General features: G+C 59.2%; 23 protein-coding genes. 11 read left to right on the forward strand and 12 right to left on the reverse strand.

All coding sequences use genetic code 11. The features are described from left to right. The first annotated feature begins 12 nt into the window (after nt 1-12). Nucleotides 13-906, forward strand: a complete 894-nt coding sequence (locus ACOI8A_RS09455; protein WP_420647625.1) for a ZIP family metal transporter — start codon at nt 13-15, stop codon at nt 904-906. A 4-nt stretch (nt 907-910) separates the two neighbouring features. Here the strand turns inward: ACOI8A_RS09455 and ACOI8A_RS09460 are convergent, their stop codons facing one another. From ACOI8A_RS09460 to ACOI8A_RS09505, 10 genes are all read right to left on the reverse strand, one after another. After that, nucleotides 911-1,186, reverse strand: a complete 276-nt coding sequence (locus ACOI8A_RS09460; protein ID WP_420647626.1) for an HPr family phosphocarrier protein — start codon at nt 1,184-1,186, stop codon at nt 911-913. Between the two features lie 15 nt (nt 1,187-1,201). Then, on the reverse strand, nt 1,202-2,059 hold the full coding sequence (gene rapZ, locus ACOI8A_RS09465; RefSeq protein ID WP_420647627.1) for an RNase adapter RapZ: 858 nt from the start codon (nt 2,057-2,059) through the stop codon (nt 1,202-1,204). Between the two features lie 2 nt (nt 2,060-2,061). After that, nucleotides 2,062-2,526: a PTS IIA-like nitrogen regulatory protein PtsN gene (gene ptsN, locus ACOI8A_RS09470; RefSeq protein ID WP_420651495.1), complete on the reverse strand. Its 465-nt coding sequence runs from the start codon at nt 2,524-2,526 to the stop codon at nt 2,062-2,064. Nucleotides 2,527-2,537: 11 nt separating this feature from the next. Continuing rightward, a complete protein-coding gene (gene hpf / locus ACOI8A_RS09475; RefSeq protein WP_047299778.1) occupies nt 2,538-2,846 on the reverse strand; it encodes a ribosome hibernation-promoting factor, HPF/YfiA family in 309 nt (102 codons plus the stop codon). A 73-nt stretch (nt 2,847-2,919) separates the two neighbouring features. After that, entirely contained in the window at nt 2,920-4,413 is a 1,494-nt protein-coding gene (locus ACOI8A_RS09480; RefSeq protein ID WP_420647629.1) for an RNA polymerase factor sigma-54, read from the reverse strand. A 175-nt stretch (nt 4,414-4,588) separates the two neighbouring features. Further along, nucleotides 4,589-5,314, reverse strand: a complete 726-nt coding sequence (lptB, locus tag ACOI8A_RS09485; protein ID WP_007953572.1) for an LPS export ABC transporter ATP-binding protein — start codon at nt 5,312-5,314, stop codon at nt 4,589-4,591. After that, nucleotides 5,314-5,859, reverse strand: coding sequence for a lipopolysaccharide transport periplasmic protein LptA (gene lptA / locus ACOI8A_RS09490; protein WP_420651494.1), 546 nt, complete (start codon nt 5,857-5,859; stop codon nt 5,314-5,316). The genes lptB and lptA overlap by 1 nt, the downstream gene beginning before the upstream one ends. Beyond that, nucleotides 5,846-6,418: an LPS export ABC transporter periplasmic protein LptC gene (gene lptC / locus ACOI8A_RS09495; RefSeq protein WP_420647631.1), complete on the reverse strand. Its 573-nt coding sequence runs from the start codon at nt 6,416-6,418 to the stop codon at nt 5,846-5,848. The genes lptA and lptC overlap by 14 nt, the downstream gene beginning before the upstream one ends. Before the next feature lie 8 nt (nt 6,419-6,426). After that, nucleotides 6,427-6,951 (reverse strand): KdsC family phosphatase, encoded by a 525-nt coding sequence (locus tag ACOI8A_RS09500; RefSeq protein ID WP_420647632.1) that lies wholly within the window; start codon nt 6,949-6,951, stop codon nt 6,427-6,429. Then, entirely contained in the window at nt 6,952-7,926 is a 975-nt protein-coding gene (locus ACOI8A_RS09505; protein WP_420647633.1) for a KpsF/GutQ family sugar-phosphate isomerase, read from the reverse strand. Between the two features lie 275 nt (nt 7,927-8,201). Here ACOI8A_RS09505 and ACOI8A_RS09510 point away from each other — a divergent pair, with 275 nt between their 5' ends. From ACOI8A_RS09510 to hisC, 10 genes are all read left to right on the forward strand, one after another. After that, a complete protein-coding gene (locus tag ACOI8A_RS09510) occupies nt 8,202-9,014 on the forward strand; it encodes an ATP-binding cassette domain-containing protein (protein ID WP_420647634.1) in 813 nt (270 codons plus the stop codon). After that, a complete protein-coding gene (mlaE, locus tag ACOI8A_RS09515) occupies nt 9,014-9,811 on the forward strand; it encodes a lipid asymmetry maintenance ABC transporter permease subunit MlaE (protein ID WP_420651493.1) in 798 nt (265 codons plus the stop codon). Before ACOI8A_RS09510 ends, mlaE begins: the two co-directional genes overlap by 1 nt. Beyond that, nucleotides 9,811-10,278: an outer membrane lipid asymmetry maintenance protein MlaD gene (mlaD, locus tag ACOI8A_RS09520; RefSeq protein ID WP_420647636.1), complete on the forward strand. Its 468-nt coding sequence runs from the start codon at nt 9,811-9,813 to the stop codon at nt 10,276-10,278. Before mlaE ends, mlaD begins: the two co-directional genes overlap by 1 nt. A gap of 11 nt (nt 10,279-10,289) precedes the next feature. Further along, nucleotides 10,290-10,943 (forward strand): MlaC/ttg2D family ABC transporter substrate-binding protein, encoded by a 654-nt coding sequence (locus ACOI8A_RS09525; protein WP_420647637.1) that lies wholly within the window; start codon nt 10,290-10,292, stop codon nt 10,941-10,943. Next, a complete protein-coding gene (locus tag ACOI8A_RS09530; protein WP_420647638.1) occupies nt 10,940-11,245 on the forward strand; it encodes an STAS domain-containing protein in 306 nt (101 codons plus the stop codon). The genes ACOI8A_RS09525 and ACOI8A_RS09530 overlap by 4 nt, the downstream gene beginning before the upstream one ends. Nucleotides 11,246-11,360: 115 nt before the next feature. Beyond that, the gene (locus ACOI8A_RS09535) at nt 11,361-11,600 is read left to right on the forward strand and encodes a BolA family protein (RefSeq protein WP_420647639.1); all 240 of its coding nucleotides are present in this window, start codon (nt 11,361-11,363) and stop codon (nt 11,598-11,600) included. Between the two features lie 22 nt (nt 11,601-11,622). Next, entirely contained in the window at nt 11,623-12,888 is a 1,266-nt protein-coding gene (murA, locus tag ACOI8A_RS09540) for a UDP-N-acetylglucosamine 1-carboxyvinyltransferase (RefSeq protein ID WP_150595035.1), read from the forward strand. 134 nt (nt 12,889-13,022) lie between these two features. Further along, entirely contained in the window at nt 13,023-13,658 is a 636-nt protein-coding gene (hisG, locus tag ACOI8A_RS09545) for an ATP phosphoribosyltransferase (RefSeq protein ID WP_420647640.1), read from the forward strand. 125 nt (nt 13,659-13,783) lie between these two features. Next, nucleotides 13,784-15,109, forward strand: coding sequence for a histidinol dehydrogenase (hisD, locus tag ACOI8A_RS09550; protein ID WP_420647641.1), 1,326 nt, complete (start codon nt 13,784-13,786; stop codon nt 15,107-15,109). 2 nt (nt 15,110-15,111) lie between these two features. Beyond that, complete coding sequence (gene hisC / locus ACOI8A_RS09555; protein WP_420647642.1) at nt 15,112-16,164, forward strand: histidinol-phosphate transaminase; 1,053 nt, start codon at nt 15,112-15,114, stop codon at nt 16,162-16,164. A gap of 210 nt (nt 16,165-16,374) precedes the next feature. Here the strand turns inward: hisC and ACOI8A_RS09560 are convergent, their stop codons facing one another. Then, nucleotides 16,375-17,094 carry a DUF4198 domain-containing protein gene (locus ACOI8A_RS09560; RefSeq protein WP_420647643.1) on the reverse strand — a complete coding sequence of 240 codons (720 nt, stop codon included), beginning with the start codon at nt 17,092-17,094 and terminating at the stop codon, nt 16,375-16,377. Nucleotides 17,095-17,104: 10 nt separating this feature from the next. Next, the gene (locus ACOI8A_RS09565) at nt 17,105-19,210 is read right to left on the reverse strand and encodes a TonB-dependent siderophore receptor (RefSeq protein ID WP_420647644.1); all 2,106 of its coding nucleotides are present in this window, start codon (nt 19,208-19,210) and stop codon (nt 17,105-17,107) included. Nucleotides 19,211-19,243: the final 33 nt, after the last annotated feature.

Below are 19,243 nucleotides of genomic sequence, written 5' to 3' on the forward strand. Positions count from 1 at the left end.
CCAAGGCTGACTATGGGCACTGAAACACTGGCGAGCGGAAGTGGGCGTATGTTCCGTTACGCAATCGGTTCGCTGTTGCTGTTGGCGGGCATGACCTTGCTGGTCGCTCACGGACTGCAATGGCTGGATCTGGAGCCGAGGCTGTCACGAGCATTGCAGGGCGGAGCGCTCTGCGCGCTGGGCACCGCGCTTGGTGCGGTGCCAGTGCTGGTGATTCGCAATATGCCGCAGGCGCTGGGCGACACACTGCTCGGTTTCGGCGCCGGGGTGATGCTGGCGGCGACGGCGTTTTCGCTGATCGTGCCGGGAATTGCTGCGGCAGAGAGCCTTGGCATGACGCCTTGGGGCGCCAGTGGCCTGATCTGCTTCGGGATCATGCTCGGTGCATTCGGTCTGTATCTGGTTGATCGCAAGGTGTCGGGTGCATCGCCGGAAATGCTCATTGGCACGCTTGAGCACCCGGTAATTCCGCCAAGGATCTGGCTGTTCGTGTTCGCCATCATCGCGCATAACATCCCGGAAGGCATGGCGGTCGGCGTATCAGCCGGCGGCGGAATGCCGGATGCCGATAGCTTGGCGATGGGCATTGCGTTGCAGGATGTGCCGGAAGGGCTGGTGATTGCGCTGGTGTTGGCCGGGGCAGGGATGTCGCGGGTCAGGGCGTTTTTGATCGGCGCGGCGTCAGGGCTGGTCGAACCGGTGTTCGCTCTGCTGTGCGCCTGGTTGGTCAGTCTGGCGCAGGTGTTGTTGCCGTTGGGATTGGCGCTGGCGGCCGGGGCGATGTTGCTGGTGGTCACGCACGAAGTCATCCCGGAGTCGCGGCGCAATGGTCACGACAAACTGGCAAGCCTCGGCTTGTTGATCGGCTTCTGCCTGATGATGGTGATGGATACGGCGTTGGGTTGAGCGATCAACCGCCTTCATCGAAGTAGTTGTTGATCAGATTCACCAACGCTTGCAGCGCCTCATCTTCCTGATGCCCTTCGGTACTCAGGTAGATTTTCGTGCCCTTGCCGGCAGCGAGCATCATCATCGCCATGATGCTTTTGCCATCCACGGTGGTTTCCGGCGTGCGGCCCACTCTGATGGTGCAATCCGGAAACTGACCGGCCACGCCGACGAACTTCGCCGACGCACGGGCATGCAGGCCCAGTTTGTTGATGATTTCGATTTCCAGAGCAGGCATCGCGATGTGAATCCTTTAGCTGAGGTCGCGGTGGCGAACCTGGACGTTCTTCAAGGTTTTCTGCAGCGCCTGACCCAGACGTTCGGTCAGGTAGACGGAGCGGTGGTGGCCGCCAGTGCAGCCAATGGCAATAGTGACGTAGGCACGATTGCTTGCGGCGAAACGTGGCAGCCATTTGAACAGATAAGCGTAAATATCCTGGTACATCTCTTCGACGTCCGGCTGTGCCGCCAGATATTCGGCCACCGGTGCATCGAGACCCGACTGCGCGCGCAGCTCGGGTTTCCAGTACGGGTTGGGGAGGCAGCGTACATCGAACACCAGATCGGCATCCACCGGCATGCCGCGTTTGAAGCCGAACGACTCGACCAGAAATGCGGTACCCGGCTCAGGCTGGTTCAGCAGGCGCAATTTTATGGTATCGCGCAGCTGGTACAGGTTCAGGTTGGTGGTGTTGACCTTCAGATCGGCCAGGTCGGCGATCGGCCCGAGCAGGGCGGTCTCGTCATCGATGGCTTCGGCCAGCGAGCGGTTGGCATTGCTCAGCGGGTGGCGGCGACGGGTTTCCGAGAAGCGCTTGAGCAGGGTTTCCTCATCGGCATCCAGATACAACACATCGCACTGGATGTGCCGGCCGCGCACTTCTTCAAGCAGCTCGGGAAAGCGTGAGAGATGGCTCGGCAGATTACGCGCGTCGATGGAAACCGCCACCAGTGGCTGTGCCAGCTCGGTGTGAATCAGCGCGCGTTCGGCCAGTTCCGGCAGCAGGCCGGCCGGGAGATTGTCGATGCAGTAGTACCCGTTGTCCTCAAGGACATTCAGAGCGGTACTTTTACCCGAGCCGGAGCGGCCACTGACGATGATCAAGCGCATGATTACTGCCCGTTCTGCTCGTCCAGGACAACCTGATACAAGGCTTGGTTACTGGCGGCGCCATGCAGCTTTTCGCGGACGTCCTTGCGGTCGAGCATGCTGGCAATCTGTCGTAACAGTTCCAGGTGTGCATCGGTGGCAGCTTCGGGGACTAGCAGCACGAACAGCAGGTCAACCGGAGCACCATCGATGGCGTCGAAATCGATCGGAGCTTCCAGGTGTATCAAGGCGCTGATAGGCGATTCGCAGCCCTTGAGGCGGCAATGAGGGATGGCGATGCCGTTGCCAAAACCGGTAGAACCGAGTTTTTCACGGGCAATCAAAGCCTCGAAGACATCTTGCATCTCCAGATCCGGAACTTCCCGGGCGATCAGGTTGGCAATTTGTTCGAGGGCTTTCTTTTTGCTGCCGCCCGGCACGTTCACGAGGGAACGGCCGGGGGTCAGGATACTTTCAAGTCGGATCATGGAATGGGGGGTTATCGACCCGTCGCGCCTTGAAGCAGGCTCTGGGTCTTTTCCTTATGCTTTTTGAGTTGTTTGTCGAGCTTGTCGGTCAATGCGTCGATCGCTGCGTACATATCGGTATGTTCCGCGTTTGCGACGACCTCACTGCCGGGAATATGCAAGGTGGCTTCGATTTTCTGCTTGAGCTTTTCGACACACATCGTGACTTGCACGTTAGTGATCTTGTCGAAATGGCGCTCCAATCGTTGAAGTTTCTCGTTGATGTAGTCGCGCAGAGGTTCGGTCACTTCCAGTTGGTGTCCACTGATGTTGACTTGCATACAGCTTCTCCTTCGTTGCCAGTGCATAAAGCGGCAGGCCGAAAAGCCTGCCACTGGAACGCTGTAACGTGGCTTACATCAACCGCTTGCGTTCGCTCGAAGGCGCGATCCCGAGAGATTCGCGGTACTTGGCGACGGTGCGGCGAGCCACCTGAATGCCTTGTGCCTCCAGTAAACCAGCGATCTTGCTGTCACTCAACGGCTTTTTCTGATTTTCCGCGGCAACCAGTTTTTTGATGATCGCGCGGATCGCCGTGGACGAGCATTCACCGCCTTCGGAGGTGCTGACGTGGCTCGAGAAAAAGTATTTCAGTTCATAAATACCGCGCGGGGTATGCATGAATTTCTGCGTGGTCACGCGGGAAATTGTCGATTCGTGCATGCCGACCGCTTCAGCGATGTCATGCAGCACCAACGGTTTCATAGCCTCGTCGCCGTACTCCAGAAAGCCGCGCTGATGCTCGACGATCTGCGTGGCGACTTTCATCAGGGTTTCGTTGCGGCTTTGCAGGCTCTTGATGAACCAGCGCGCTTCCTGCAACTGATTGCGCATGAAAGTGTTGTCGGCGCTGGTGTCGGCACGGCGGACGAAACCGGCGTACTGCGCGTTGACCCGCAGGCGCGGCACGGATTCCTGGTTCAGTTCGACCAGCCAGCGCTCGTTGTCCTTGCGCACGATGACGTCCGGCACCACGTACTCGGCTTCGGACGATTCGATTTGCGAACCCGGACGCGGATTGAGGCTTTGCACCAGCTCGATGACTTGGCGCAGCTCGTCTTCCTTGAGCTTCATGCGCCGCATCAGCTGACTGTAATCGCGGCTGCCGAGCAGATCGATGTAGTCGCTGACCAGACGCTTGGCTTCAACCAGCCACGGCGTCTTGGCGGGTAGCTGACGCAGTTGCAACAGCAGGCATTCGCTGAGGTTGCGCGCGCCGATGCCGGCTGGCTCGAATTGCTGGATGCGGTGCAGCACGGCTTCGATTTCATCCAGCTCGATATCGAGCTCGGGATCGAAGGCGTCGAGAATTTCTTCGAGAGTTTCGTCGAGGTAGCCCTGATTGTTGATGCAGTCGATCAGGGTCACGGCGATCAGGCGATCGGTGTCGGACATCGGCGCGAGGTTCAACTGCCACAGCAGATGGCTTTGCAGGCTTTCACCGACGGAAGTACGCGTGGTGAAGTCCCACTCGTCATCGTCGTTGCTTGGCAGGCTGCTGGCGCTGGTCTGATAGACGTCTTCCCAGGCAGTATCGACGGGCAATTCGTTGGGGATGCGCTCGTTCCAGTCGCCTTCCTCGAGGTTGTCCACCGTCGGCGCGCTTTCCTGAAAAGAGGGTTCCTGGGTTTCGGTGTTGGGCTTCTGCTCGACGTTGTCGGCGAGGGGATCGGAGTTGTCGAAGTCTTCGCCTTCTTCCTGGCGTTCGAGCATCGGATTGGATTCCAGAGCCTCCTGGATTTCCTGTTGCAGATCCAGGGTCGACAATTGGAGCAGGCGGATGGCCTGTTGCAGCTGCGGTGTCATCGTCAGCTGCTGGCCCATTCTCAAGACTAGCGATGGTTTCATGGCAGGGGCTTAACACCTTATTCGCCGGCGCTATGCGCCATCCACTACAGGGCGCCGGAGCGCCAAACTTAAGCAAATTATATGCCTGAAACTGAAGTGTTTGCCTAGAGCACCGTAACAATTAAACCAAGAAAATCGCAGGGGTGCCCAGGCTCGTGCCAGGACACCCCAATGATCACAGGCGGAACTCGTGACCCAGATACACTTCCTTCACCAGATCGTTGGCGAGGATGGTGGCCGAGTCGCCTTCGGCGATCAGTTGACCGTCGTTGACGATGTAGGCAGTTTCGCAGATGTCCAGCGTCTCACGGACGTTGTGGTCGGTGATCAACACACCGATACCCTTGGCCTTGAGGTGATGGATGATCTGCTTGATGTCGCCGACAGAAATCGGGTCAACACCGGCAAACGGTTCGTCGAGCAGGATGAATTTCGGTGCGGTGGCCAGCGCGCGGGCGATTTCGACCCGGCGACGTTCACCACCCGACAGACTCATGCCGAGGTTGTCGCGGATGTGGCTGATGTGGAATTCCTGCAGCAGGCTTTCCAGCTCTTTGCGACGGCCGGCCTTGTCGAGTTCCTGACGCGTTTCGAGGATGGCCATGATGTTATCGGCCACCGACAGCTTGCGGAAGATCGACGCTTCTTGCGGCAGATAGCCGATACCGGCCTTCGCACGGCCGTGCATTGGCTGGTGGCTGACGTCCAGATCGTCGATCAGGACGCGGCCCTGATCGGCCTGGACCAGGCCGACAATCATGTAGAAACAGGTGGTCTTGCCGGCGCCGTTAGGGCCGAGCAGGCCGACGATCTGCCCGCTGTCGATCGACAGGCTGACGTCGCGCACGACCTGGCGGCTTTTGTAAGCCTTGGCCAGATGCTGAGCTTTCAGAGTTGCCATTACTGGGTTTTCTCTTCGGTTTTCTTCTTCGGCTGGATCACCATGTCGATGCGCGGACGCGACTCGGTGACCTTGTTGCCGGTAGCACGACCAGCGCTGGCCAGCTTCTTCACCGTGTCATAGACGATTTTTTCGCCCTGAGTGGTGTTGTTGTCTTTGTCGACAACCTTGGCCTTGTCGATCAGCACAACGCGGTTTTGTGCAGCGTGGTACTGAATGGTTACGCCCCAACCCTGTACAGGCTTGGAGTCACCAGCAGTTTGCAGTTGCTCGAAGTAGGCGAGGTTGCCCACCGAGGTCACCACATCGATATCGCCGGCAGCGGTACGGGTGATGGTCACGGTGTTGCCTTTAACGATCATCGAACCTTGGGTAATGATCACGTCACCTTTATAGGTGGCGATGCCATTCTTGTCGTCCAGCTGGGCATCGTCGGCCTGAATGCGGATTGGCTGCGATTGATCGTTCGGCAGAGCCCAGGCGCTCACGCTTCCCAGTGCTGCGCCCAGGCTGAGCAAAATAGGGAGGGTTTTAACGAGCCTCATACTGTCCTCTTACGTTCGATAGCAGGTGTATCCTGCTTTCCTTCAAATACGCTTTCATTCCCACGCCAGTCGATACACCGCCAGCGCCGTCGATTCTAACGGGTTGCTGGGTCTGCGCATATTGCTGCTGAGGGAACACCGTCATGCGAGTGCTGGTGATCAGGGTGCTGCGGTTTTTTTCGTCGCTGCGCTGTACGCGTACCGAGTCGATCAGTTCGACTTCGGTACCGCCGGAATTCACTTCGCCGCGCTCACTGGTCACGTGCCACGGAAAATCAGTCCCGCGGAACATGTTCAGATCAGGTTTGGTGACCAGAGTAATGTCGGTCACCTTCACGTGCTCGGCCTTCTCGGACGTCATGTCGTACTGCACTTTGCCGTCTTCGAGGTACTGCACGGTACGGGTGTTGGTCGCATACCAGTCGATCGGGCTCTCTGCTGCCGAGACTACGGGCTTGTCGAGAAAGCGCTCCGGACTGATGTTCCAGTAGCCGACCGCACCGAAGATCGCGGCGATGCAACCGAACACCAGGATGTTGCGAAACTTTTTGCTAAACATGATTCGACTCACAGGTAAGCGTTGTTGGCCGCATCGAGGTGGCCCTGAGCGCTCAGGATCAGTTCGCAGAACTCGCGGGCGGCACCTTCGCCACCACGGGCCTGAGTAACGCCGTGGGCGTGTTCGCGCACGAAGGCCGCGGCGTTGGCTACGGCCATGCCCAGGCCTACGCGGCGGATCACCGGCAAGTCCGGCAGGTCGTCGCCGAGGTAGGCGACCTGTTCATAGCTTAGGCCCAGTTGTTCCAGAAGACCGTCAAGAACCACCAGTTTGTCTTCGCGCCCCTGAAACAGGTGCGGGATGCCCAGATTCTTCGCCCGACGTTCAACCACAGGCGTTTTGCGGCCGCTGATGATTGCGGTCTGCACGCCGGCGTTCATCAGCATTTTGATGCCTTGACCGTCGAGGGTGTTGAAAGTCTTGAATTCGCTGCCGTCTTCGAGGAAATACAGGCGGCCGTCGGTAAGGACGCCGTCGACGTCGAAAACCGCCAGTTTGATCGCTTTGCCGCGTTGCAGCAGATCGTTGCTCATTTACATCACTCCTGCACGCAGCAGATCGGAGAGGTTGAATGCGCCGATCGGGCGATCTTCCTTGTCCACCACTACCAATGCGTTGATCCGGTGGTCTTCCATGATTTTCAGGGCCTCGGCGGCGAGCATGTCGGGGCGGGCGGTCTCGCCGTGTACGGTCATCACCTGATCGATGGTGGCGGTGTGCACGTCGATGCTGCGATCCAGCGTGCGGCGCAAATCGCCGTCAGTGAAGATCCCGGCGAGTTTGCCGTCGGCTTCGAGAATTGCCGTCATGCCCAGACCCTTGCGGGTCATTTCCATCAGCGCGTCCCTCAACAGGGTGCCGCGCTGTACCTGCGGCAGCTCTTGCCCGGCGTGCATGACGTTTTCGACTTTCAGCAGCAGGCGCCGGCCCAATGCACCGCCAGGGTGGGAAAAGGCGAAGTCTTCAGCGGTAAAGCCGCGAGCTTCCAGCAGCGCCACGGCCAGAGCGTCGCCCATCACCAGTGCTGCGGTGGTCGAGGAGGTTGGCGCGAGGTTCAGCGGGCATGCTTCGTGCTCGACGTGAACATTCAGGTTCACTTCGGCGGCCTTGGCCAGCGGCGAGTTCGGGTTGCCGGTCAGGCTGATCAACTGGATGCCCAGGCGTTTGATCAGCGGCAGCAGGGTGACGATTTCATTGGTCGAGCCGGAATTCGACAGGGCGAGGATCACGTCGTCGCGGGTGATCATGCCCATGTCTCCATGGCTGGCTTCGGCCGGATGCACGAAAAACGCCGTGGTGCCGGTGCTGGCCAGGGTGGCGGCAATCTTGTTGCCGATGTGCCCGGATTTGCCCATGCCGACCACGACGACACGGCCCTTGCTGGCCAGAATCATCTCGCAAGCGCGTACGAAATCGGCGTCGATATGGGGCAACAAGCCTTGTACGGCTTCCACTTCGAGGCGAATGGTGCGTTGTGCAGATTGAATCAGGTCGCTGGATTGGCTCATGTCAGAAATCGTATAGCCCGATGAAAAGGCGGCGATTATAGCGGTTATGTTGCAAAGCCTCACGCAAGTTCGTCGTGCTTTGTCATTACTCGTTACCAAAACGCCTGAAAAGCCGGGGCAGACCCCTCATATCGGTGAATGCCTGCCGGTTCAACCCTTGGGCGCTTGGCCTTTGCAGTGATATAGTTCGCCGCCAGTTCGGCCTGCCCGGGATGTAAGTGCTTTCTTCAGAAAGTCTGGCGTCCGAGTGAGAGGCTGCATCGCAAGGAGTTTAGATGAGTGCCGATAACGCCTACGCGGTCGAGCTGAAGGGAGTCTCCTTCAAGCGCGGTGCGCGGAGCATTTTCAATAACGTCGATATCCGCATTCCACGCGGCAAGGTCACCGGCATCATGGGACCTTCCGGGTGCGGCAAGACCACGCTGCTACGGTTGATGGGCGCCCAGTTGCGTCCTTCCCAAGGCGAAGTCTGGGTCAACGGACAGAACCTGCCGACGCTGTCGCGCAGTGATCTGTTCGATGCGCGCAAGCACATGGGTGTGCTGTTTCAGAGCGGCGCGCTGTTCACCGATCTCGATGTGTTCGAGAACGTTGCATTTCCCCTGCGCGTTCATACCGAGTTGCCGGAAGAAATGATCCGCGACATCGTCCTGCTCAAACTGCAGGCGGTGGGGCTGCGCGGGGCCATCGAATTGATGCCCGACGAGTTGTCCGGCGGCATGAAGCGCCGCGTTGCGCTGGCCCGGGCGATTGCGCTCGATCCGCAAATTCTCATGTACGACGAACCCTTTGTCGGTCAGGATCCGATCGCCATGGGCGTGCTGGTGCGCCTGATTCGCCTGCTCAATGATGCGCTGGGGATCACCAGCATCGTGGTCTCCCACGATCTGGCCGAAACCGCGAGTATTGCCGACTATATATATGTAGTCGGTGATGGTCAGGTACTGGGGCAGGGCACGCCGGACGAGTTGATGAACTCGGACGACCCGCGCATCCGTCAGTTCATGACCGGCGACCCTGACGGTCCGGTTCCATATCACTTTCCAGCGACGGATTACCGCGCAGATCTTCTGGGGAAGCGTCGCTGATGCGCAGAATTTCATTAATTGAGCGCGTGCGTCGGTTCGGCCATGCCGTGATCGACGGCATTGCGGTGTTCGGTCGCGCAACCGTGTTCCTGTTTCATGCCTTGCTTGGCCGTGGTGGTATTGGCGGCGGTTTCGGTTTGCTGGTGAAGCAACTGCACTCGGTTGGCGTGATGTCGCTGGTGATCATCGTTGTATCCGGCATCTTCATCGGGATGGTTTTGGCGCTGCAGGGTTTCAGCATTCTGTCGAGCTACGGTTCGGAGCAGGCAGTGGGGCAAATGGTTGCGCTGACGCTGTTGCGTGAACTGGGGCCGGTAGTCACCGCGCTGTTGTTCGCCGGGCGCGCCGGTTCGGCGTTGACCGCCGAAATCGGCAACATGAAGTCCACCGAACAGCTGTCCAGTCTTGAGATGATCGGTGTCGACCCGCTCAAGTACATCATTGCCCCGCGTCTGTGGGCCGGTTTCATTTCCCTGCCAGTGCTGGCAATGATTTTCAGCGTGGTCGGTATCTGGGGCGGTTCGTGGGTGGCTGTGGACTGGCTGGGCGTTTATGAAGGCTCGTACTGGGCGAACATGCAAAACAGCGTGAACTTCGCCGATGATGTGCTTAATGGCGTCATCAAGAGCGCGGTTTTTGCCTTCGTCGTTACCTGGATCGCCGTATTCCAAGGCTATGACTGTGAGCCCACTTCCGAGGGGATCAGTCGTGCCACTACCAAGACCGTGGTATATGCCTCACTGGCAGTGCTCGGTCTGGACTTTATTCTGACCGCTTTGATGTTTGGAGATTTCTGATGCAAAACCGCACCCTGGAAATCGGTGTCGGCCTGTTCCTGCTGGCAGGGATCCTGGCTTTGCTGCTGCTTGCGTTGCGGGTCAGTGGCCTGTCTCCGACGTCGACCACCGATACCTACAAGCTTTACGCCTATTTCGACAATATCGCCGGTTTGACTGTCAGAGCCAAAGTGACCATGGCCGGTGTAACCATCGGCAAGGTCACTGCAATCGATCTGGATCGCGACAGCTTCACCGGTCGGGTTACCCTGCAAGTGAACAAGAGCGTCGACAACCTGCCGACTGACTCCACAGCGTCTATCCTGACCGCTGGCCTGTTGGGCGAGAAATACATCGGTATCAGTGTGGGCGGCGAAGACACCCCGCTCAAGGATGGTGGAACCATTCATGACACGCAGTCGTCTCTGGTACTGGAAGACCTGATTGGTAAATTCCTGCTCAATACCGTTAGCAAAGACGCCAAATGAGGAGCTTTTGAATGATCTCTACCTTGCGACGTGGCCTGTTGGTGTTACTCGCGGCACTGCCGCTGGTGGCTAACGCCGTGGCGGCACCTTCGGCGCACGAACTGGTTCAGGACACGACCAGCCGGTTGCTGGCTGATCTGGCCGCCAACAAAGAAAAGTACAAGCAGGATCCGACTGACTTCTACACGGCGCTGAACACCATCGTCGGGCCAGTCGTGGATGCCGAAGGCATTTCCAAGAGCATCATGACCGTCAAGTACTCGCGCAAGGCCACGCCTGCGCAGATGAAGACGTTCGAAGAGAACTTCAAGCGAGGCCTGTTCCAGTTCTACGGCAACGCTTTGCTCGAGTACAACAACCAGGGCATTACCGTCGATCCTGCCAAGGACGAGTCGGGTGATCGCACCAGCGTCAACATGACCGTCAAGGGCAGCAGTGGCGCGGTGTATCCGGTGCAGTACACGCTGGAGAAGATCAACGGCGAGTGGAAACTGCGCAACGTGATCATCAACGGCATCAACATCGGCAAACTGTTCCGTGATCAGTTCGCTGACGCGATGCAGCGCAATGGCAACGACCTCGACAAGACCATCAACAATTGGGCCGGGGAAGTGGCCAAGGCCAAGCAGACCACCGAACAAGCCGCCGAGAAGCAAGCGCAATGAACGAGGCGGCAGTACGTATGAGTGATGTCGACGAGCTGTCGCTCAGCGGCGTGCTGGACTATCGCACCGGCCCGGCCTTGCGCAAGGAAGGTCAGGCACTGATCAAGTCCAGCAAAGCCGCGTCGTTGGTGATCGATTGCTCGGCAGTGCAGAAGTCCAGCAGCGTCGGTTTGTCGTTGCTGTTGTGCTTCATGCGTGATGCGCAAGCGGCCGGCAAGGCCGTGAGCATCCGCGCGATGCCCGAAGACATGCGTGAAATTGCTCAGGTCAGCGAGCTGACCGAGCTGTTGGCGCAACCCTGAACCCGCATCAGTAAATCAGCCCCCCGTCAGAGTCCTGCCACGCGGGGTTCGCAGGCGCGGGGCTTTTTTGTATGATGTGCGACCCGTGCGCACAGGGCGCCGATTGAGGTTGAGCATGCAGGCCGTAGAAGTGAAGAGCTTCCTTGAAGCAAATCTGCCCGGAATCCAGGTGGAAGTTGAAGGCGAAGGCTGCAACTTTCAGCTGAACGTGATCAGCGATGAACTGGCGGCGTTAAGCCCGGTCAAGCGTCAGCAGAGCATCTATGCCCATTTGAACCCATGGATCGCTGATGGCAGCATCCACGCGGTCACTATGAAATTTTTCAGCAGCGCGGCCTGGGCCGAGCGCACCTGAGCCTAAGGGCGTCGAGATTGTTATGGATAAATTGATTATTACTGGTGGCGCTCGTCTTGATGGCGAGATCCGCATTTCCGGGGCAAAGAACTCTGCCCTGCCGATCCTCGCCGCCACGCTGCTGTGCGATGGCCCGGTGACGGTGGCAAACCTGCCGCACCTGCACGACATCACCACGATGATCGAGCTGTTCGGTCGGATGGGCATCGAGCCGGTGATCGACGAGAAGCTCAGCGTCGAAATCGACCCGCGTACCATCAAGACTTTGATCGCTCCGTACGAACTGGTGAAAACCATGCGTGCATCGATCCTGGTACTGGGCCCGATGGTCGCGCGTTTCGGTGAAGCCGAAGTCGCACTGCCTGGCGGTTGCGCGATCGGTTCGCGTCCGGTTGACCTGCACATCCGTGGCCTCGAAGCCATGGGCGCAGTGATCGACGTCGAAGGCGGCTACATCAAGGCCAAGGCGCCTGAAGGTGGCCTGCGCGGTGCAAGCTTCTTCTTCGATACCGTCAGTGTGACCGGTACCGAAAACATCATGATGGCCGCTGCTCTGGCCAAGGGCCGCAGCGTGCTGCAGAACGCCGCCCGTGAGCCTGAAGTGGTTGACTTGGCGAACTTCCTTAATGCCATGGGCGCCAAGGTCTCCGGCGCCGGTACCGACACCATCACCATCGATGGCGTTGAGCGTCTGGGTTCGGCTTTCTATAAAGTCATGCCTGACCGTATCGAAACCGGCACCTACCTGGTGGCCGCTGCGGTCACCGGTGGCCGCGTGAAGGTCAAGGACACTGATCCGACCATCCTCGAAGCCGTTCTGGAAAAACTTCGTGAAGCCGGCGCAGAAATCACCTGCGGTGAAGACTGGATCGAGTTGAACATGCACGGCAAGCGTCCGAAAGCAGTGAACGTGCGCACTGCGCCGTACCCGGCTTTCCCGACCGACATGCAGGCGCAGTTCATCTCGCTCAACGCCATTGCCGAAGGCACCGGTGCAGTGATCGAGACGATCTTCGAAAACCGTTTCATGCACGTGTACGAACTGCACCGCATGGGCGCGCATATCCAGGTTGAAGGCAACACCGCCATCGTCACCGGCATCGACAAGCTCAAGGGCGCGCCAGTCATGGCCACCGACCTGCGTGCGTCGGCCAGCCTGGTGATCTCGGCACTGGTTGCTGAAGGCGATACCCTGATCGACCGCATCTACCACATCGACCGTGGTTACGAGTGCATCGAAGAGAAACTGCAGATGCTGGGCGCCAAGATCCGTCGCGTTCCGGGTTAATTGCTGCATGTGGACACAGGGACGTGTCCGTTGAATTCGTTCTGAATCGAGGCTGATCTTTTAGACAGCCTCGATGTGTGTCCGGCGCCGATTGCGACCGGACATGAGTACCTTGATAAGGACTGACGTTTCCCATGTTGACCATCGCACTGTCCAAGGGCCGCATCCTTGACGACACCCTGCCGCTGCTTGCTGAAGCGGGCATCGTGCCGACCGAGAATCCGGACAAGAGCCGCAAGCTGATCATCCCCACGACTCAGCCGGACGTACGTCTGTTGATCGTGCGCGCCACTGACGTGCCGACCTATGTCGAGCATGGCGCGGCCGACCTCGGCGTGGCCGGTAAAGACGTGTTGATGGAATACACCGGCCAGGGCCTGTACGAGCCGCTGGATCTGCAGATTGCCCAGTGCAAACTGATGACCGCCGGCAAGATCGGCGCGGTCGAGCCCAAGGGTCGTCTGCGTGTGGCGACCAAGTTCGTCAACGTGGCCAAGCGTTACTACGCAGAACAGGGTCGTCAAGTCGACATCATCAAACTCTACGGTTCGATGGAGCTGGCACCGCTGATCGGTCTGGCCGACAAGATCATCGACGTGGTCGACACCGGCAACACCTTGCGCGCCAATGGCCTGGAACCTCAGGAACTGATCGCCACGATCAGCTCGCGTCTGGTGGTCAACAAGGCTTCGATGAAAATGCAACACGCCCGAATCCAGGCGTTGATCGACACCCTGCGTCAAGCAGTGGAGTCGCGACACCGCGGCTGATTTACCTGCGCGACTTTGAGTCGCGCCCGTCTATCCGCCTCATAGCCAGAAACTCAGGTGCCCAAGCGGAAACGACTGCTAAGTTAGGGCGCCTGAGTTTTTGCCATTCCTATGAGGCTCTCGCTATGACCGCACCGACTGCAATTCGCCGACTCAACGCTGCCGACCCGGATTTCGCACGTCATCTGGATCATCTGCTGAGCTGGGAAAGCGTGTCCGACGACTCGGTCAATCAGCGCGTGCTGGACATCATCAAGGCTGTGCGCGAGCGCGGCGATGCGGCGCTGGTCGAGTTCACCGAGAAGTTCGACGGCCTCAAAGTCAATTCGATGGCCGACCTGATCCTGCCGCGCGAGCGCCTGGAACTGGCGCTGACGCGCATCACCGTGCCGCAACGCGAAGCCTTGGAAAAAGCCGCTGCCCGCGTGCGCAGCTATCACGAAAAACAGAAGCAGGATTCCTGGAGTTACACCGAGGAAGACGGCACCGTGCTTGGCCAGAAGGTCACGCCACTGGATCGCGCCGGTCTGTACGTGCCGGGCGGCAAGGCGTCGTATCCGTCGTCGGTATTGATGAACGCGATTCCGGCCAAGGTTGCCGGCGTGACCGAAGTGGTCATGGTCGTGCCGACTCCGCGTGGTGAAGTCAACGAACTGGTACTGGCGGCGGCATGCATCGCCGGCGTCGACCGCGTGTTCACCATCGGCGGTGCACAAGCGGTTGCCGCGCTGGCCTACGGCACCGAAAGCGTACCTCAGGTGGACAAAGTCGTCGGCCCGGGCAACATCTACGTTGCCACTGCCAAGCGCCACGTGTTCGGGCAGGTCGGCATCGACATGATCGCCGGACCGTCGGAAATCCTCGTGGTGTGCGACGGTCAGACCGATCCGGACTGGATCGCCATGGACCTGTTCTCGCAAGCCGAGCACGACGAAGACGCGCAGGCAATTCTGGTCAGCCCGGACGCCGAGTTCCTCGACAAGGTCGCGGCGAGCATCGACAAGCTGCTGCCGACCATGGATCGCGCGACCATCATCGAAACCTCGATCAATGGCCGTGGTGCACTGATCCACGTGCGCGACATGGCGCAAGCCATCGAAGTCGCCAACCGTATCGCTCCGGAACACCTGGAGCTGTCGGTCGCCGACCCGCAGGCCTGGCTGCCGCAGATCCGCCACGCTGGCGCGATCTTCATGGGTCGCCACACTTCCGAGGCGCTGGGCGATTACTGCGCAGGCCCGAACCACGTATTGCCGACTTCGGGCACAGCGCGCTTCTCCTCGCCGCTGGGCGTGTATGACTTCCAGAAGCGTTCGTCGATCATCTTCTGCTCCGAGGCCGGTGCTTCCGAATTGGGCAAAACCGCTTCGATCCTCGCCCGTGGCGAATCGCTGAGCGCCCACGCGCGCAGTGCCGAATACCGCATTCTTGACGACAAGCAGGGGAACTGAACATGAGTAAATTCTGGAGTCCGTTCGTCAAGAGTCTGGTGCCTTATGTGCCGGGCGAGCAGCCGAAGCTGACCAGACTGGTCAAGCTCAACACCAACGAAAACCCGTACGGTCCGTCGCCCAAAGCTTTGGCCGCGATGCAGACGGAACTGAATGACAACCTGCGCCTGTATCCGGATCCGAACAGCGATCTGCTGAAAAACGCCGTCGCCAAGTACTACGGCGTGCAGAGCAATCAAGTGTTCCTCGGCAACGGTTCGGATGAAGTGCTGGCGCACATTTTCCACGGCTTGCTGCACCACGATCAGCCGATCTTGTTCCCGGATATCAGCTACAGCTTCTATCCGGTCTACTGCGGTCTGTACGGCATCCAGTTCGACGCGGTGCCGCTGGACGCGCAGTTTCAGATCAACCCGGCGGACTACGCCAAGCCGAACGGCGGGATCATTTTCCCCAATCCGAACGCGCCGACCGGTTGCCTGTTGGCACTGGACGCGGTTGAGCAAATCCTCAAGGCCAGCCCGGATTCGGTAGTGGTCGTGGATGAGGCTTACATCGATTTCGGTGGGGAGACTGCGATCAGTCTGGTCGATCGCTATCCGAATCTGCTGGTGACTCAGACGTTGTCCAAATCGCGTTCGCTGGCCGGACTGCGGGTTGGGCTGGCGGTCGGGCATCCTGATCTGATCGAGGCGCTGGAGCGGATCAAGAACAGTTTCAACTCGTATCCGCTGGATCGTCTGGCGAACGTCGGCGCCGCTGCTGCTTTCGAGGATCGCGAGTACTTCGAGAAGACTTGCGCGCTGGTGATCGAGAGCCGCGAGTGGGTGATTGCGCAGTTGCAGGCCAAAGGATTTGAAGTGCTGCCATCGGCGGCGAACTTCATCTTCGCCCGGCATCCGCAGCATGACGCGGCGGGGCTGGCGGCCAGGTTGCGTGAGCAAGGGGTTATCGTGCGGCACTTCAAGCAAGAGCGGATTGCGCAGTTCTTGCGGATTTCGATTGGCACGCCGGAGCAGAATCAGGCGTTGATCGACGGGCTTGGCGACCTTTAAAGGCAAGAGCCTCCTAACCCTCTCCCGGGGGGAGAGGGGACTGATAGGGGGATGCTTCAGAGCTACATCGACCTGAGATACCGAGTCGAACTCAGAATCTGAAAAGCCCCCCGATCTGCTCCCTTTCCCCCTCGCCCCCTTGGGGGGAGAGGGTTGGGGTGAGGGGGGAAGTTCCGGATCAACAGGTAATTCAGACCCCCCCCCCCACCATCACTCGTGATGAGCCTCCCCCAAAAACGTCAACGAACTAAACAGCCCTCGACTATTAACATCAGGGCTGTCCTTCACCGCCACCTCAACCTGCGCCGTGATCACATTCAGCCCTTCATTACGCACCAGCACCTGCGCCCGCCCGTCCTTGTCGGTCTCGGTGCTCAGCGTATTCGGCGCATTGCGATAGTCGCCAATCAACTTGATCCCCGCCGCCGGTTTGCCGTCCAGCAACACCCGCACCGGCAATGAGTTCCCCGGTCCCACGGTGAGCGGATCGACCTCCGGCAGGATCAGCAATTTGATCTGATTCAGCTTGGGCAACTTCGCCCCGGGTTGATAAATCGCCAGGCTGTACTTGAACGTTTCGGTCGCCTCGATTGCACCGGGCACTTTGCTGCGCCCTTGATTGATCCACTTCTTGTCTGCCGTTTGCGACCACATGCCATTGTTCAAGGCTACGGCCAGTACTGCTGGGGGCTTTAGGGGTTGCAGGCGCGCATGATCGGGCAGGCGCTGCACGTTGACCGGAATCATCTTGCCGCTGACGTCATACGCCCACGCGCCGCTGATTTTCTGCGCCTTGAACGCGTTGTCTTCGGCGCCGTGGCCGTAGACCACTTCGATATTGCCGCGCCGTTGTTCGGTCCACAGGCCATGGGCCGATGCTTGAGTAGTGAACAACGCAGCGATGATCAATAAGAGTTTGCCGTGGTGCATGGTGACGTCCTTACAGGTTGAGGGTCAGGCTGACGGTGAAGTTGCGCGGCTCGCCGGGGTTGACCCAGTAATTGCTGTACGAGCGCTCGTAGTATTTTTCGTCGAACAGGTTGTTCAGATTCAGGCCGACGGTGACGTTGTCAGTGGCCTTGTAATGCGCCAGCAGATCGACGGTGTGATACGCCGGCAACTCGAAATCGCTGCCAGCTTCGCCAGAGCGATCACCGACATAAGTGAACGCCGCACCGACATCCGAGCCGCGCAGATGGCCGTCCTGAAATTCGTAAACACCTAACAAACTGCCGCTGCGTTTGGCCACGCCGAGGATGCGGCTGCCGGCAGGAATCGCCGCGTCGCCCTTGGTCACTTCGGCATCGATGTAGGCGAAGGCGCCGATCACTCGCAGCGCATCGGTCACTTGCCCGGTCACTTGCAGATCAAAACCCTGACTGCGCGCCTTGCCCATCGCGCGGCTGGTGTCGGTGCCCGGATCGACCGCGAGCACGTTTTCCTTGTCGATGTGGAAGAAGGCGAGGGTGCTGCTCAGGCGTTCGTCGAACAGTTCGTTATTGATGCCGATCTCGTAGCCGACGCCTTGTTCCGGGTCGAAGGATTTACCGCCGGCGTCGAGGCCATTGTTCGGTTTGAACGAGGTCGAGGCATTGGCGAACACGCCGGTTTGCGGCGTCAGTTGATACAGCAGGCCGGCGCGTTGCGTCAGTGCATCGTGAGTCTGGCGGCTGCGCGCGTCGCGGGTGTGGTCATCGATGCGTTGATCGAAATGCTCGAAGCGCGCACCGACCATCCCGCGCAGTTTGTCGCTGAAGACTATTTGATCCTGCACATTCAAGGCATGGCTTTCGACGTGCTCGAAGAAGTCAGTGCCCGAACGTGCGCCGTTGGGCTTGGGCTGGCCGTAGACCGGGTTGTAGATGTCGATGGCATACGGGCTGCCAGCGATGGTGGTGACGCGTTCGTCCTTGCGGTAGTTCTCGTACTCGCTGCCGATCAACAACTCGTGCTGCCAACTGCCGACGTCGAATAACCCACGCAATTCCAGTTGGGTGATGCTGTCGTGCCAGTTGTTGTCGCGCTCGCGATAGCGGCGATTGACCGTGTGCCCGTCGGCGTTCAGTGGCCGCGATTCGGAGGCGAAACCCCAGAGCTTGCCTTCCTTGTAATGGCTGGCGAGGCGCAGTTTCCAGGTGTCATTGAGCTGATGCTCAAGCGCGGCTTGCAGCATGTTGTTGTGGTTGTCGATGTCGCCGTCATTCGGTTCGCCGAGGAAAGTCGAGCGCGAGACACCGCTCCATTTATTGTTCGGCGCAACGATGCCCCGGTCGAACGTCGAGCTGTGGCGCACTATTTCGCTTTCCACCAACAACGACGTATCCGGGTTCAATTGCCAACTGATCGAGGGCGCGACGAACACGCGCTGACTGTCGACGTGATCGCGAAAACTCTTGTTGTCCTCGACCGCGAGGTTGACCCGCGATAGCACATCACCTTGCTCATCCAGCGGCGTGTTGACGTCGAGTGCCGTGCGATAGCGATCCCAACTGCCGGCGCTGGTTTGCAGGGTGGTGAAGGCCTGAGGCTGTGGCTTCTTACTGACGATGTTTACCGTGCCGCCCGGATCGCCCCGGCCATAGAGGCTGGCGGCAGGGCCTTTGAGCACTTCGATGCGCTCGATGTTGGCCGCGTCCGGCGTGCTCGGGTAACCACGATTGGCGCTGAAACCGTCTTTATAGAACTCGGAAGTGGTGAAGCCGCGAATGCTGTACTCGTACAGCGTCAGGCCGCCGAAGTTGTTCTGCTTGGACACGCCGCCGGCAAAATCCAGTGCGCGTTCGACACTGGTACTGCCGAGATCCTTGAGCACGCTGGCAGGTATTACGCTGATGGCTTGCGGGATGTCGCGGATTGCCGTGTCGGTTTTGGTCGCGCTGGCCGAGCGGGTCGCCCGATAGCCGCTCACCGGGCCGCTCGCGGATTCGTATTCGGAAGTGACGCTGATGGCGTCGAGTTCGAGGGTTTGCGCTTCTTCGGCGAAGGCGGGCTCGCCGAGCAAACCAAGGGTCAGGCCGAGCAGGGAGGCCTTTGTTCGAGACGACATGTTATGTTGTTCCAATTCAGTGATTGAAACAAT

The sequence above is a fragment of the Pseudomonas sp. P4795 genome (assembly GCF_048822895.1).
In the GTDB taxonomy this organism is placed as follows: domain Bacteria; phylum Pseudomonadota; class Gammaproteobacteria; order Pseudomonadales; family Pseudomonadaceae; genus Aquipseudomonas.